A 14,578-nucleotide genomic window follows, 5' to 3' on the forward strand; every position below is an offset into this window, starting at 1 on the left:
CGGTCTCAGGGGGCCAGCGTCGTGCTGTCGCCGCCGAGGGCGAGCAGGTCCCGCCGCACGGCCACGACCACCTGTCCGAGGCCGATCACGCTGACGACGGCCAGGATGCTGATGGAGACGTTGGCGATGAAGGTGTCCAGCGACAGGAACACCCCACCCCAGTGGACCGCGATCGAGCAGCAGATGACCCGCAGGGCACGTTCGCCGATCGTGACGGTCCCGACCTCGCTGCCGCCGGCGTTGCGGCCGCGAGCCCGGACGTACTCCAGCATGAAGAAGGCCACGCCGGCGGTCAGCACGATCCACACCTCGCCACCGACGATCCAGACGGCGATCAGGTACAGGACGTCGTTGAGCCGGTCCACCGCCGAGTCCAGCACGTACCCCCACTTGGTGGTGCGGGCCGTCGCCACGGCCACCGCCCCGTCGAGGGTGTCGCCGAGGCCGCTGAAGACGATCAGCCACCCGGCGAGGATCTGCCAGCGGCCACCGTGGGTGGCCACGACGATCGCGGCCAGAGCGATCCAGGTGGAGGTGAAGGTCAGCACATCGGGCTTGACGCCCCGGCGGGCCAGCGGACGGGCCACGGCGTAGCCCATCGCCAGCCAGCCACGAAGCCACGGATTGGCCCTCGGGTCGACGCCACCGTGGAGGGGCTGCCACAGGTCGAAGTACCCCTCCCGATCGGGCACCGCGGCGGTGGGTCGCTCGGCCGTCAGGACCGCGGCCAGGACCAGCGCGGCCAGCGCAACCCCGAGGAGAACGAGTCCGATCATGCGAATCTCCTATGTCAAGCGGCGAGTGCGACGCAAGTCGCCGGGGCCGGTTGAGGGGTCTGTTGGTCGGTGACCATGGCGCGGTAGACGACGTCGGAGAGGCGTCGTCTCAGCGCCCGGATCGCTTCGGTCTTGGTCTTGCCCTCGGCAAGCTTCTTGTCGACGTAGGCGCGTGCCGGGGGGTGGATGCGCATCTGGGTGATCGCGATGCGGTGCAACGCCACGTTCAGCTGCCGGTTGCCGCCACGGTTGAGCCGGAACCGTTCACGGTTGGATGACCACACCGGGATCGGCGCGGTGCCGTTGACCATCGCGAACGCGGCCTTGGAGTGAAAGCGATCCACTCCAGCGGTCTCGCCGATCAGCTTGGCTGCGGTCAGCGCCCCGCAGCCTGGCAGCGCCAGCAGCGACGGGGCCTGGGCAGCGGTCAGCTCGGCGATCTCCCGCTCCAGGTCGTTGATCCGCACGGTCAGATGGCGGCACCGGTCGATGAGCTCTGTGGCGATGTTGGCCACCGTTCCATCGTGCTCAGCCAGCCTGGCGGTCAGCCCGTCGAGCACCGTGTAGCGGCTGAGGGTCTTGGGGGCGATGTCGTCGATGCGCAGCTCGTGTAGGTGCCAGTGGATCCTGTTGTGGATGCGGGTGCGCTCAGTGACCAGGTCCTCACGATGATCCACCAGCAGGCGGATGGTCCGCTCGGGCCCGTCCAGTCGTGCTGAGGCCAGCTGGGGGTTGCGCAGCGCGGCGATGGCGACCGCTTCGGCATCGATCGGGTCAGACTTGCCGCGCTTGCGGCCGCCGCGGCGGGCCTGGCCCATCAGGCGCGGTGGGACTCGCACGACCGCCTCGCCGGCGCGGATCAGGTCCTGCTCCAGCCGGCGGGTGAGGTGCCGGCAGTCCTCAAGCGCCCAGCAGCGCTCATCGCCGAGCTGTTCAGCCCACGCGACGGCCTTCACGTGGCCGGCCACCGTGGTCTGCACGGTGATGTCATCCAGGACACGGCCTGCATCATCGATGGCGACGATGGTGTGGGTGCGCTTGTGCGCGTCGACTCCGAGCCTGATCATGGGATGTGTCTCCTGTCGTTGATGGGTGACAGGACCGGTCGGTGGACACACCTCAGTTGAGGTCAGGAAACGCCAAGCTCCTATCAAGTCACGCCGGCCGGTCCGACGCCCCCACCCAGCGACACTTCGCGTGGAAGCCATCACCAGAGCGAGGCAGCGAGGCTATGAGCCAACTGGGCGGGGCCTGGGGAGCATGACACTGAGGTCGAGGGTAGTCCCGGCATCACTCCGTCGTGACCTTGGTCGCACCGTGGGACGGCTGGTAGAACCTGACTCCGGTCACCCCGTCACCGTGGGGCCGTCCCCTCCACAGGAGCTCACGCATGCGTCTCGGCCTCAACCTCGGCTACTCAGGATCCTCCATCGACAACGCGTTGCCGTTGGTGCAGCACGCCGACGAGGTCGGCATCGACTCGGTGTGGGCCGCAGAGGCCTACGGTTCCGACGCGGTGACGGTGCTGTCCTACATCGCCGCGAAGACCGAGAACATCAAGCTCGGGTCGGCGATCCTGCAGATGCCGGGCCGTACCCCGGCCAACACGGCGATGACGGCCATGACGCTGGACGCGCTCAGCCACGGCCGCATGCTGCTGGGGCTCGGCCTGTCGGGGCCCCAGGTCGTGGAGGGCTGGCACGGCGTCCCCTACGGCAAGCCGCTGACCCGCACCCGCGAGTACGTCGAGATCGTCCGCACGATCATCAAGCGCGAGGAGGCCCTGGAGTTCAAGGGCGAGGAGTACCAGATCCCCTACGTCGGCGAGGGCGCGACGGGCCTCGGCAAGCCGCTGAAGAGCATCCTGCACCCCGTCCGCAACGAGATCCCGATCTACCTGGCGTCCATCGGCCCGAAGAACATCCAGCTGACCGCCGAGATCGCCGACGGCTGGCTGCCGATCTTCTACTCCCCCGAGCGCGAGGACATCTTCAACGAGAACCTCGACGCCGGCTTCTCCGAGGTCGGCCGCGACGGCAGCGACTTCGACATCGCCCCGACCTGCTACGTGGCGATGGGCGACGACGTCGCCGCCTGCCGCGACATGCTGCGGCCGATGTTCGCCCTCTACATCGGCGGCATGGGCGCCAAGGGCAAGAACTTCTACTACAACCTCGCCTGCCGCTACGGCTTCGAGGAGGCCGCGACCCAGATCCAGGACCTGTACCTGGAGGGCAAGAAGGGCGAGGCCACCGCGCTGGTGCCCGACGCCCTGGTCGACGAGTGCGCGCTGGTCGGGCCGATGGACCGCATCGTGGACCGCCTGGACGCGTGGAAGGAATCCCGCGTCGGCACCCTCATCCTCGGCACCATGCAGCCCGAGGTCCTCGAACCGCTGGTCAACGCCCTGTAGCACACACGTCCGGGGGACTACCGGTGGCCGCACGTGGACACGCTCTGGTCTGTCTCGTGACGCTCGCAGGCCTCCTCGCCGGATGCGGCACCGACAGGGTGTCCCCCGGGCCCATGTCGGTCCCCCTGGAGCACGGCTGGTTGGACGAGGCCGAGCCCGGCTCGCTGTTCGTCAGCACCGGTGAGGACCTGCGGGGCCCGACGGGGACCATCCCCGGTTGGACCATCACCGAGATCGACGCATCATTCCTCGACGAGGCGGTCGGGGTCCGCTGGGTCGGGGTCGCCCTCGCCGCCCCCGGCCGAGGCGTCTTCGGCACGCTCCCGGCATGGCCGGTCAGCGAAGGGGTGATGGACGAGCACGGGTACCTGTCGTTCCACGAAGTCGGCGGATCGCAGTCGTTCACCGCAGTCGACCCGGCCCTGAAGGTCGAGGTCGTTGTGGTCTACGAGGTTCCCGAGGAATCTGGCCGCTGGATCAGGGACGACATGACCATCACCTACGAGGTCGACGGGCAGCTCCACCGGACGGTGTTCCCTGCGCGCGGCCTACTGTGCGTCGAGGTCCCGGAATGTGACTGGACCAGCGAGGACGATGACACGGCGCGGAGACAGGACTGACCCCACCTCGTCCGGGCTCAGTCGGCGCGGTGGCCACCGGTTGCCGCGTCGACGAACCGCAGGATCTCGCGCGTGAGGGCGTCGGCGCCCAGCCGGTCACCGGCCGCGAGCGCCACCCGCAGGGCCTCGCGGATCGCCCCCATCACCATGGGGCCGGCGATCGTCGGGTCGATCTCGTCGGGCACCTCGCCGAGGTCCTGCCCACGGGCGATGTTGGCGGCCACGATGGCGGCCTGCATCGCCTGTCGCTCGACCATGACCGCAGCCACCTCGGGCTCACGAGCCAGGCCGCCGAGGGCGACGGGGGCCAACGGCTCGGCGTAGTGGAAGGCAACCATCAGCTCGATGCGGCGCTGCTCGCGCTTGCGCCAGGTCGGCGCCTCGATCTGGGCCATCAGGACGGCTTCGTCCTGGCGATCGAAGAAGTCATTGACCACCGCGGCGGCCAGCGCACCCTTGTTCTGGAAGTAGCGGTACGTCAGCCCTATGGAGGTGCCGGCACGCCTGGCCACGGCGGCGACCTCGAGGTTGCCGCCGGCCTCCACGAGTTCGGCCTGGGCTGCGTCGAGCAGCTTCTTCCGCGTCTGCGCGCCCTTGCCGGACATGGGTGTCTCCGCCATCAACCGCCACCGTAGGCAGCCACGAGGGGGGAGTAAAGGACAGCCGACCGACCGATCATCGGTCACTGCCCCCCGGGGTGCGTTCACGGGGGATGCTGATCACGAAGTCTGCACCCGGGTCGGCGGGGCGGTACTCCACCCGTCCCCCGTGCGCTTCGACCAGCTCCCACACGATCGCAAGGCCGAGGCCCACGCTGTCGGGATCGCCGCTGCCGGCGAAGTCCTGGAAGAGGTTCTCGACCTGCTCGGGCCCCAGGCCCCTGCCGTGGTCACGGACGCTGATCGTCAGCTGGTCACCGTCGGTTTCCGCACAGAGGTGCACCGGTGGACGTCCGTACTTCAGCGCGTTTGTGACGAGGTTCCAGACGACCCGCTCCAGGCGGGGCCCGTCGGCCTCCACGACCAGGCCGGGGGTGCCCAGCAGCTCGACCTCGTCGCCGGCGTCGTCCACGACCGACCGGAGGATGTCGTCGATGGCGACATCGGTCAGCTTCAGCTCCAGCGCATCGGAGTCCAACCGCGCCGCGTCCAGCAGGTCGTCGGCCAGACGGTTAAGGCGGTTGGCCTGCCGCTCGACGGACGCCAGCATCGCGTCGACCTGCTCGGGGGCGACCTGCTCGCGACGACCACGCAGGATCCGGGCGACCCCCTTGACCGTCGTCAACGGCGACCGCAGGTCGTGAGCGACGGTGGCGACGAACCTGGTGCGCAGCGCCTCGAGCCGCTCCAGCCGACGGTTGCTCGCCTCCTGGTGGCGGATCAGGTCGCGGGTAGCCAAGGAGACGGCGGAGGACTCCGCCAGCGCCAGCAACGCACCCTCGGCCAGCGCGCTCGGACGGGGTCCCGTGACCTCGACCGCCACGACGTACTCGGCCGGTCGTTCGGGCAGTCGGATCGGCAGGGTCAGCCGGTTGGGCTGACGGCCGCTCCCCTGCTGCCAGGTAAGTCTGTGGAGGGTGGCGCTGACCCCGCCCTCCTCGTCGGTGAGGAGGGGCGGCCCGCCGTCGGCGCTGCCCACCGACAGCACGTCGGGAAGCTGCACCTCCTCCCAGCCGGCAAGGGTGTAGCGGTGGACGGTGGCCCGGCTGCCGTCGAGGGCGTCCTTCACGTGCCGGGCGAGCGCCCCGAGGATGGCGTCCTCGTCACGCTTGGCGACGATGTCCTGGGACGCCTCGGCCATCCGCTGGTAGAGGCGTCGTTCGACGTCCAGCTCACGGGCGATGGACCCGGCGAACCCGCCGACCACCAGCAGGACGAGCAACCGGCCGACGATCACCGGCCCGGGCTCGCCACCGTTGACGAGCAGCTCGAGCAGTCCGTTGGCAAGGCCCGCACCCAGCGCGACGGCCAGGGCCCCTCGGATCCGATAGCGCAGCGCCGCGGCCAGCACGACGAGGACGAGCAGGACCCAGAGCTCGTCGTTGCCCTGCAGCAGGCCGGCGAGGACCAGTCCCAGGGTTGCGAGCAGGTCGACGGCCATGAGGACGGCGCTGACCTGTCGCCAGGCGACGGCGGTGTTCAGCCGCCTGTCGGCGACGGCAACTCCCAGGCCGACGACGGCCAAGAGCGCGATGATGACCACGGTCGGGGCAGCCGCAACCGGGCCGCCGACAAGGATCTGCCCGGCAGCCAGGGCAGCGGCCGACCATCGCACCCAAGCGATGGTCCACTCGCGCCGACGAAGGGTCTCCAGAGCACCCACGGCCGATACAGCGTAACCCAGCGTGGGGAAGGGCCCCGACCGTCCGACCGGGCCGTCTGGGTCGCCAACTTCAACGGTGTCTAGGCTGTCCCATCTCACCAGAAGTCCTCGCCGCCGCGACGAGGCTCGCCATCATCGCCAGGAGACCCCATGGATCGCCCCCGCAGCACCGACGTCACCGACGGCCCCACCAGGGCCCCGGCACGGGCGATGCTCCGCGCCGTCGGCATGACCGAGGCGGACTTCGACAAGCCCCAGGTCGGCGTGGCGTCGTCCTGGAACGAGGTCACCCCCTGCAACATGCCGCTCAGCCGTCTTGCCAAGGGTTCCAAGGTCGGCGTCCGCGCCAACGGCGGGTTTCCGATCGAGTTCAACACCGTCGCGGTCTCCGACGGCATCGCGATGGGCCACGAGGGCATGCGGACCTCGCTGGTGTCCCGCGAGGTCATCGCCGACTCCGTGGAGACGGTGATGCACGCCGAGCGGTTGGACGGCATGGTCACGTGGGCTGGCTGCGACAAGTCCATCCCCGGCATGGCCATGGCCGCGGCACGCATGGACCTTGCGGCGGTCTGCATGTACGGCGGCACGATCATGCCGGGCGAGCTCGACGGCCAGAAGATCGACATCAAGGACGTCTTCGAGGCGGTCGGTGCCCACGCGGCCGGCACGATCACCGACGAGCGTCTGCACGCCATCGAGTCCAACGCCTGCCCCGGTGAGGGCTCCTGTGGTGGCATGTACACGGCCAACACGATGGCCAGCGCCCTGGAGGCGATGGGCCTGTCGCTCCCGGGTTCGGCCTCGCCGCCCGCCATCGACCCCCGTCGCGCGGCGTTCGCCGAGAAGGCCGGCGCCGCCGTCATGGGACTGCTGGAGAAGGGCATCCGCGCACGCCAGATCATCACCAAGGCCTCCATCGAGAACGCCATCGCCGTCGTCATGGCGGTCGGCGGGTCGACCAACGCGGTGCTGCACCTGCTGGCGATCGCCCACGAGGCCCGGGTCGAGCTGTCCCTGGACGACTTCGACCGGATCGGCCGCAAGGTCCCCCACGTCGTGGACTCCAAGCCCCACGGCCGGTTCCTGATGAGCGAGATCGACGCGGCCGGCGGCATCCCCGTCGTGATGTCGATGCTGCTGGAGCGCGGCCTGATCGACGGGTCCTGCATGACGGTCACGGGCAGGACGGTGGAGGAGAACCTGTCGGATCTGACCGACACGCCGGCCGCCGACGGCAACGTCATCCGCGACCTGGACCACCCGATCAACGTCGACGGTGGCCTCGCGGTCCTGCGCGGGTCGCTGGCCCCGATGGGCGCGATCGTCAAGATCGCCGGCGTCGACGAGATGGTCTTCGAGGGAACCGCTCGGGTGTTCGACGGCGAGCAGGCCGCCATGGAATACGTGCTGGACGGCCGCCTGGTCCCCGGTGACTTCATGGTCATCCGCTACGAGGGCCCCAAGGGCGGCCCCGGGATGCGCGAGATGCTCGCCGTGACCGCGGCGGTCAAGGGTGCCGGTCGTGGCGGCGACGTCGCGCTGGTCACCGACGGTCGGTTCTCCGGGGCCACCCACGGCCTGTCGGTCGGCCACTGCGCCCCCGAGGCCGTCGACGGCGGTCCCATCGGGCTGGTCGAGGACGGCGACACCATCCGCCTGGACATCTCCGCCCGCACGATGGACCTGCTGGTGGACGAGGCAACGCTGGAGGCCCGCCGGGCGACGGTGAAGCACCCCGAGCCCCGCTACACCACCGGTGTGCTGGCCAAGTACGCCAAGCTGGTCAGCGGCGCGGAGTTGGGCGCGGTCACCGGCTGATCGGGCGTCCCGGGCCTGTCGGACCCGCAGGGTTGGGAACGGGGTCGAGGCGTCCATTAGCCTCGGCCCCCAACACCCCGTCCCCACAGGAGCCACCATGACCGCCACCGTCCGTCCCCGTCGCACCTGCCTTGCGGTACCGGGATCCAGCACCAAGATGCTGGGCAAGGCCGCAGGGATGGCCGTCGACGAGGTCTTCCTGGACCTCGAGGACTCCGTGGCTGCCGGTGAGAAAGCGCAGGCGCGCAAGAACGTGATCCAGGCGCTGGAGGAGCAGGACTTCGGCGACAAGACCGTCGTGGTCCGTGTGAACGCCGTCGACACCCACTTCTGCTACCGCGACCTCGTCGAGGTCGTCGAGGCGGCCGGGCAGCACATCGACTGCATCATGGTCCCCAAGGTCCAGGAGCCGGGTCAGCTGGAGTTCGTCGACCACATGCTGCGCATGATCGAGCAGCAGGTCGGCATCGAGCACCGCATCGGGCTGGAGGCGCAGATCGAGGACGCCGAGGGCCTGACCAACATCGACGACATCGCCATCTGCTCCGAGCGCCTGGAGACCCTCATCCTGGGCCCGGGCGACATGTCGGCGGCGCTGGGCATGCCATCGACGACCCTGGGCGAGCGCTCCGACACCTACCCCGGTGACATCTGGCACCACGTGCTGATGCGCATCCTCGTCGCGGCGCGGGCGGCGGGACTGCAGGTCATCGACGGGCCGTACGCCAAGATCAAGGACGACGCCGGCCTCCGCGAGGTCGCCGGCATGGCCAAGGCGTTGGGCTACGACGGCAAGTGGGTCCTCCACCCCGCCCAGGTCGACATCGTGAACGAGGTCTTCTCCCCCACCCAGGCGGAGTTCGACCACGCCACCGACCTGCTGGCCGCCTACGAGAAGGCCACCGGCTCCGACGCCCGCGGCGCCGTCATGTTCGGCGACGTGATGATCGACGAGGCCAGCCGCAAGATGGCCGAGGTCATCGCCGGCCGCGGCCAGGCCGCCGGCATGACCCACAGCTGAGGCCGCTCCGGCCGGTCGGCGTGCCCCGACCGGCTGGTCCGGCCGTGATCCCGTGATGTGCGGCTCGGCCGGGATCTCGGCCAAGCTGCACAGACTTCCCGGGTGCAGGTGCAGCTTGGCCGGTCAGCCGGCCAAGCTGCACAATCCCATCGGCCGCGTCGACCGACGGCCGCCCGGCTGACCTGGCCGCTCCAGCTGGCCACGCCACTCCGGCTGGCCCGCCGCTCCGGCTGGCCCGGCTGGCCCGGCCGTCATGTGCGGCTCGGCCGGAATCTCGGCCAAGCTGCACAGACTTCCCGAGTGCAGGTGCACCTTGGCCGGCCGGCCGGCCAAGCTGCACAATCCCATCGGCCGCGTCGACCGACGGCCGCTCCGGCTGGCCACGCCACTCCGGCTGGCCCGGCTGGCCCGGCCGTGATGTGCAGCTCGGCCGGTCACGCGGCTCCGGCTGGCCGGCCGTGATGTGCAGCTCGGCCGCGATCTCGGCCAAGCTGCACAGACCTCCCGAGAAGAAGTGCAGCTGAGCCGGCCGGCCGGCCGAGCTGCACAAACTCCATCGGCCGAGTCGACCGAAGGCCCCCCTGATGCCCGCTGGCCCGGCCGGCCGTGATGTGCGGCTCGGCCGGAATCTCGGCCAAGCTGCACAGACTTCCCGGGTGCAGGTGCAGCTGAGCCGGTCAGCCGGCCAAGCTGCACAATCCCATCGGCCGCGTCGACCGACGGCCGCTCCCGCTGGCCCGCCGCTCCGGCTGGCCCGGCTGGCCCAGCCGTGATGTGCAGCTCGGCCGGAATCTCGGCCAAGCTGCACAGACCTCCCGAGAAGAGGTGCACCTGACCCGGCCGGCCGGCCGAGCTGCACAACTCCAGCGGCCGCACGGTCAGCCGTCAGGGCAGCCCCGGATCAGCGGCCGCCAGGTCAGCCGCCAGGGCAGCCCCGGTCGGCCACGAGGGTCAGCCGAAGGACACGTAGACGTCCGTGGCGCCGTTGGTGTCGGTGGGCAGCAGGTCGCCGAACACCGCGAAGGCCACGAGGCCGTTGTCGGCCACGGCGGCGCTGTCCCCGCCGGCGCAGGTGAAGTTGGTGTTGTGGGTGCCGTCGGCGGCGACGTCGACCCGCGTCAGCTGCAGCGGCATCGGCGTGACCCGGTAGACGCCGCAGCCGTCGCTCGGGGCGATGCCGTCCGGTGCCGTGGTCGACAGGAACGTCACCGCCGTCCCGGCATCGGCGATGTCGGGGCGGGAGGCCGCATCGAGCTGGGTCGTCGCGTCCCCCGTCGAGGAGATCAGCAGCGTCGACTGGGCGGCACGGTCACGCAGGAACACGTCGGTGCCGCTGCCGCCGGTCCCGGCAAGCCCAGTCGAGGAGCTGGCGAAGGCCACGAGTCCGCCGTTGGCGTTGGTGCTGACCCGGTCGGCCGGCACCGCACCGTCGCCCTGCACCCCCTGGCCGTCGACGCTGACGATGCGGATGTCGGTCTGGCCGCTCGCCCGGTCCCAGGTGACGGCGTACACGTCGGACGTGGTCGTCGTGTCGGACTCCACGAGGTCCCGGCGGGCGGAGGTCATGACGATGGTCGAGCCGTCCGCCGACAGGTCGAGGGCGACGACGTCGGCGTTGGTGAAAGGCTGCCCCGACGACGTCCGGACGACGTCCACCTCCCCCGTTGACAGGTCTCGGACGAACACGTGCACCGACTGGGTCCCGGTGGGCCCGGCCCCGTTGCCCCGGTACACCGCGAGGGTGCCGTCGTCGGAGATGTCGGCGTGGGCGGGGCTGCGGACCGGCTCGCCCTGGGCGTCGATCGACAGCAGCGTGGTGGTGCCCGACTGCAGGTCGCGGAGGTAGGCGTTGGTGCCGTTGACGCCGGCTGCCACGGGGTCCAGCCCGGCGTCTGCGGAGCTGAACACGGCCCATCGGGCATCGCCACTCAGGCGTGGGCGGACCTCTTCGGACACCGCGAGGTTGCCCTGTGCCGGGGTGCCGTCGGGACGGATGTCGAGGAGTTCGAGGGCCTGGGCCTGCACGTAGCTGTGCATCGGGCCCGGGGCGGCGAGGCCGCCGGGGCCGCCGCCGGACACGAAGGCCACCGCACCTGCGCTTGCCGCCACGTCCGGGAGCGTTCCGCCCACGGCGGTGCCATCCGTACCGGCCGACACCAACTGCAGGGTCGAGGTCGGCGCACCGAAGGTGTAGGTGGCGCGTTCGGTCTGGGTCAGGCCGTCGCCACGGTCGATGGTCACGACCAGCTCGCAGGCCGATCCCTGGGGCGATGCGGTCAGCTCGACGACGCCGTCGTCAGCGAGCGGGAACGGTGCGCCGTCCACGCACGACCCGCCGGAGACCGTCGCCGAGGCGGTGCCGACATCGACGAGCACGGACGCCCCCGGCGCGGCGGTGGCCCCGGTCGCCGGCGTGAAGGTCACCTCGACACGGGGTGGCAGGCCCAGCTCCACTCGCCCCTCCTCACAGATGTCGCTGTCGATCACGCACGTCAACCTGATGGCACCGGGGTCCTGGGCGAACGCCGAGGCGCCGGGCCCGCCGGACAGGAACGCCTCGGTCTCGGGCGGCAGGACCTCACCGGTGGCCAGCACGATCGGGGCATCGAAGTGGGCGGAGTGCGCCGCAGCGGCGAACCCCCCGGCCCAGGCGTCAGCGGCCTGGCCGTCGACGAGCGTCACCCGGTCGACGTCAGCGGCGGAGTCCGCGCCGAGCTCCTTGGCGACCTCCACCCCGGTGCCGAACCGGGTCGGACCGGCGATCCGGTCGACCTGGCCGACCATGGTCGCGACGGCGTCCTCGGTGGCCTGGCTGATGGCGGCCGTCCCACCCATGATCAGGACCCGGTCGAACCCGGCCGTGGCCATGTAGTCAGCGGTGGCCGGCGTCAGCCGATCGGTCTCGGTCAGCAGGATCGGCCAGCCGTTCTCCGCGGCCATGCCGCCGGCGGCCAGGGAGTCGGCGAACCCCTGTGTCGGGTCACCGGCATCCGGCGCGGGGAAGGCCCGGGCGAGGATGGCCGTGGAGGTCGCCGGGCCGTCCTCGGCGATGGCGATGGCCGTCTCGAAGCGGGACGCCCCCTGGCGTCGATCGACGGTGTAGCCCGCCGCGGACAGCTGTTCGGCCACGGCTGGCTGCACGGCGTTCTCGCCACCGAGCAGCGTCACCCGGGACGGACCCACGCGGGCCAGCTCGTCCAGCACCAGGTCGGGGACGGGACCGGCCGGCGGGACGAGCAGCAGGGGGCTGTCGCCCTGCAGCACCCCGGAGGTCATGGAGTCCACGAAGACGTCGTCCCGTCCGATCAGCACCCGAGTCGACGCGAGCGGCGTGGACTGCGACAACGACACGGCGACCTCGACGTTGCTGAGCGCCTCCCCCTCCTTGATGACGTAGAGGGTGTCGGACAGCTCGGTCGCCCCGTCGGCCACAACGGGCAGGCCGAGGAGGAGGAGCAGGCAGGACACGAGGGCGATCCGGAGGAGCTGCGGGGCGTTCATCGTCGGCAACCCTATGGGATGGGCACCGCCGTCAGCCCTGCTGTCGTCCTTTCGTCATCCGGCGAGGCGGGTCAGGCCCACGCGCCGGAGCGGTGGCCCTCCAGCTGCTGGTGCAGGTCCATGACCCGGTCCACGTAGCCCGCGGAGGTGCTGCTGACGCCGTCGCGCATCACGCCCGCCCATCCCTGGTGGTAAGCCGCCAGGGCGTGGGCGACGTCTCCGTCGGCTCGGTCCAGCAGGTGGGCAAGGTAGGCCGCGCCGCCGCGGACGTTGTCCTGCACGTCGAGCGGATCCAGGTCGTGGCCGACCAGCTCCTCGGCGTGCACGACGGTCGCCGGCATCAGCTGCATGATCCCGACGGCGCCCGCATCGGACCGGACGGTGGCACGGAAGGACGACTCGACCCACGCGACCGCCCGCACCAGCGACCGGTCGACCCCGTGTTCCGCCGCCGCCGCGTCGAGGGCGGCCGCAACCGGGCCCTCCGTCGCGGCGGCCGGGTGCACGGCTGGACGGTGGGCGAGGGGAACCGCGGGACCCGCCTCGTCCATGGGCTGGGCATCGGCATCGGCGGAGCTCTCGAACGACACATCCGAGGCGGCGCCGATGCTCCCGAGGGGCCCGGCGAGCAGCCACAGGACGGCAAGCGCTGCGGCGGCGCCGAGGATGGCGGTGCCGTTGATGCACGCGGTGGGGGTGGTGGTGATGGTCGTCATGGGATGAGGTGGAGGGTCTCCGCGGCCAGCCGAACGCCAGCCTGTCGGCCCTTGGACCCGGAACTCCCCTCGAAGTTGCGGTCCGTCGCCACACCCTTCCCCGGAGCCTCGGCACCCACACCTCGTCCCCCTAGACTCTGCGGACACATGCCCCGACAGCCACAGCTCACGAGCCGACTGCAGCGTTTCGGCACCACGATCTTCACCGAGATGTCGGCCCTGTCGCTGCGCCACGATGCGGTCAACCTCGGGCAGGGGTTCCCCGACTTCGATGCCCCGGCGGCGCTTACCGAAGCCGCCCAGCGGGCCATCGGCGAGGGCCGCAACCAGTACGCGCCCGGCAACGGCATCCCGGCGTTGCGTCGCGCCGTCGCTGAACACGCAGCCCGCCACCACGGGTTGACCTACGACCCAGACACGGAGGTCACCGTCACCACCGGGGCGACGGAGGCCCTGTTCGCCACCCTCAACGCGCTGTGCGACGTCGGCGACGAGGTCGTCGTCATCGAACCCGCCTTCGATGTCTACCCCGCCGCCGCATCCATGGCCGGGGCGGTCGTGAAGGGTGTGCCCCTCCGCCCCGACGAGGTCAACGGTGGCTGGCGGCTGGACACCGGGGACCTCGTGGCCGCCACCAGCCGGGCCACCCGGGCGATCATCATCAACACACCCATGAACCCCCTCGGCAAGACCTTCTCCGATCAGGAGCTGGAGCTGGTGGTCAAGGTCGCCGGCGCGCTCGATGCGGTGATCATCAGCGACGAGGTGTACGAACACATGGTCTTCGACGGCCCGCACCGGTCGATCTGCCACGTGCCGGGCGCTCGGGAACGCACCGTGCGGATCTCCTCTGCCGCCAAGACCTTCTCGGTGACCGGCTGGAAGGTCGGGTGGGCCTGCGCACCCCCCGAGCTGACCGACGCAATCCGGGCGGCGAAGCAGTGGACGACCTTCACGTCCGGGACGCCGCTGCAGCATGCCGTCGCCGAGGCGCTTGTCTGGGACGACACGTACGTCGAGGACATGGCTGCGGACTACCTGCGGCGCCGGGACCTGCTGTGCGAGGCCCTGGACCGCATCGGGTTCGGCGTGACCGTGCCGGACGGGACGTTCTTCGTTGCCTGCGACATCCGTCCGCTGGGCTTCGACGACGACATGGCCTTCTGCAACCGGCTGCCGGAGGCCGTCGGCGTCGGTGCCATCCCGATACAGGTCTTCCACACCGACCCGATGGCCCATACAGGGCTGGCTCGCTTCGCCTTCTGCAAGACCGACGAGGCCCTGGCCGAGGGCATCGCCCGCCTCGAGGCCGGCCTGCCGAGCATGTCCCGCAACCCGTCCCCCACCTCGTCCCGCACCAGCTAGCCAGGCCGACCCCGGAGGTTCAC

Annotated in this window: 11 protein-coding genes; 5 read left to right on the top strand and 6 right to left on the bottom strand. The window is 70.7% G+C overall.

Annotated features, from left to right (window positions below; all coding sequences use genetic code 11):
- Positions 1-5: 5 nt before the first annotated feature.
- Entirely contained in the window at positions 6-776 is a 771-nt protein-coding gene (locus DVS28_RS19795; protein WP_114593007.1) for a CDP-alcohol phosphatidyltransferase family protein, read from the bottom strand.
- Between the two features lie 14 nt (positions 777-790).
- Positions 791-1,843 (bottom strand): IS110 family RNA-guided transposase, encoded by a 1,053-nt coding sequence (locus DVS28_RS19800; protein ID WP_114590488.1) that lies wholly within the window; start codon positions 1,841-1,843, stop codon positions 791-793.
- A gap of 323 nt (positions 1,844-2,166) precedes the next feature.
- On the opposite strand from DVS28_RS19800, the gene DVS28_RS19805 reads away from it, so the two are divergent.
- Positions 2,167-3,189 carry an LLM class F420-dependent oxidoreductase gene (locus tag DVS28_RS19805; RefSeq protein WP_114593008.1) on the top strand — a complete coding sequence of 341 codons (1,023 nt, stop codon included), beginning with the start codon at positions 2,167-2,169 and terminating at the stop codon, positions 3,187-3,189.
- Positions 3,190-3,302: 113 nt separating this feature from the next.
- The gene (locus tag DVS28_RS19810; RefSeq protein WP_164710801.1) at positions 3,303-3,809 is read left to right on the top strand and encodes a hypothetical protein; all 507 of its coding nucleotides are present in this window, start codon (positions 3,303-3,305) and stop codon (positions 3,807-3,809) included.
- A 17-nt stretch (positions 3,810-3,826) separates the two neighbouring features.
- Here the strand turns inward: DVS28_RS19810 and DVS28_RS19815 are convergent, their stop codons facing one another.
- Positions 3,827-4,429, bottom strand: a complete 603-nt coding sequence (locus tag DVS28_RS19815) for a TetR/AcrR family transcriptional regulator (RefSeq protein ID WP_114593010.1) — start codon at positions 4,427-4,429, stop codon at positions 3,827-3,829.
- A gap of 55 nt (positions 4,430-4,484) precedes the next feature.
- On the bottom strand, positions 4,485-6,131 hold the full coding sequence (locus tag DVS28_RS19820) for a sensor histidine kinase (RefSeq protein ID WP_164710802.1): 1,647 nt from the start codon (positions 6,129-6,131) through the stop codon (positions 4,485-4,487).
- Positions 6,132-6,281: 150 nt separating this feature from the next.
- On the opposite strand from DVS28_RS19820, the gene ilvD reads away from it, so the two are divergent.
- Complete coding sequence (gene ilvD, locus DVS28_RS19825; protein WP_114593012.1) at positions 6,282-7,952, top strand: dihydroxy-acid dehydratase; 1,671 nt, start codon at positions 6,282-6,284, stop codon at positions 7,950-7,952.
- Positions 7,953-8,049: 97 nt separating this feature from the next.
- A complete protein-coding gene (locus DVS28_RS19830; RefSeq protein ID WP_114593013.1) occupies positions 8,050-8,973 on the top strand; it encodes an HpcH/HpaI aldolase/citrate lyase family protein in 924 nt (307 codons plus the stop codon).
- Positions 8,974-9,924: 951 nt separating this feature from the next.
- Here the strand turns inward: DVS28_RS19830 and DVS28_RS19835 are convergent.
- Together DVS28_RS19835 and DVS28_RS19840 are read right to left on the bottom strand one after the other, a co-directional pair.
- Positions 9,925-12,474, bottom strand: a complete 2,550-nt coding sequence (locus DVS28_RS19835) for a cell wall-binding repeat-containing protein (protein ID WP_114593014.1) — start codon at positions 12,472-12,474, stop codon at positions 9,925-9,927.
- 71 nt (positions 12,475-12,545) lie between these two features.
- Entirely contained in the window at positions 12,546-13,190 is a 645-nt protein-coding gene (locus DVS28_RS19840; protein WP_114593015.1) for a lytic transglycosylase domain-containing protein, read from the bottom strand.
- Positions 13,191-13,337: 147 nt separating this feature from the next.
- Here DVS28_RS19840 and DVS28_RS19845 point away from each other — a divergent pair, with 147 nt between their 5' ends.
- Positions 13,338-14,555, top strand: coding sequence for an aminotransferase class I/II-fold pyridoxal phosphate-dependent enzyme (locus DVS28_RS19845; protein ID WP_114593016.1), 1,218 nt, complete (start codon positions 13,338-13,340; stop codon positions 14,553-14,555).
- The last annotated feature ends 23 nt before the right edge of the window (positions 14,556-14,578 follow it).

Source organism: Euzebya pacifica, assembly GCF_003344865.1.
Taxonomy (GTDB): domain Bacteria; phylum Actinomycetota; class Nitriliruptoria; order Euzebyales; family Euzebyaceae; genus Euzebya; species Euzebya pacifica.

Coding starts and splice junctions, on each gene's coding strand:
- DVS28_RS19795 (WP_114593007.1), bottom strand. CDS start 776: ATGATCGGACTCGTTCTCCTCGGGGTTGCGCTGGCCGCGCTGGTCCTG.
- DVS28_RS19800 (WP_114590488.1), bottom strand. CDS start 1,843: ATGATCAGGCTCGGAGTCGACGCGCACAAGCGCACCCACACCATCGTC.
- DVS28_RS19805 (WP_114593008.1), top strand. CDS start 2,167: ATGCGTCTCGGCCTCAACCTCGGCTACTCAGGATCCTCCATCGACAAC.
- DVS28_RS19810 (WP_164710801.1), top strand. CDS start 3,303: ATGTCGGTCCCCCTGGAGCACGGCTGGTTGGACGAGGCCGAGCCCGGC.
- DVS28_RS19815 (WP_114593010.1), bottom strand. CDS start 4,429: ATGGCGGAGACACCCATGTCCGGCAAGGGCGCGCAGACGCGGAAGAAG.
- ilvD (WP_114593012.1), top strand. CDS start 6,282: ATGGATCGCCCCCGCAGCACCGACGTCACCGACGGCCCCACCAGGGCC.
- DVS28_RS19830 (WP_114593013.1), top strand. CDS start 8,050: ATGACCGCCACCGTCCGTCCCCGTCGCACCTGCCTTGCGGTACCGGGA.
- DVS28_RS19835 (WP_114593014.1), bottom strand. CDS start 12,474: ATGAACGCCCCGCAGCTCCTCCGGATCGCCCTCGTGTCCTGCCTGCTC.
- DVS28_RS19840 (WP_114593015.1), bottom strand. CDS start 13,190: ATGACGACCATCACCACCACCCCCACCGCGTGCATCAACGGCACCGCC.
- DVS28_RS19845 (WP_114593016.1), top strand. CDS start 13,338: ATGCCCCGACAGCCACAGCTCACGAGCCGACTGCAGCGTTTCGGCACC.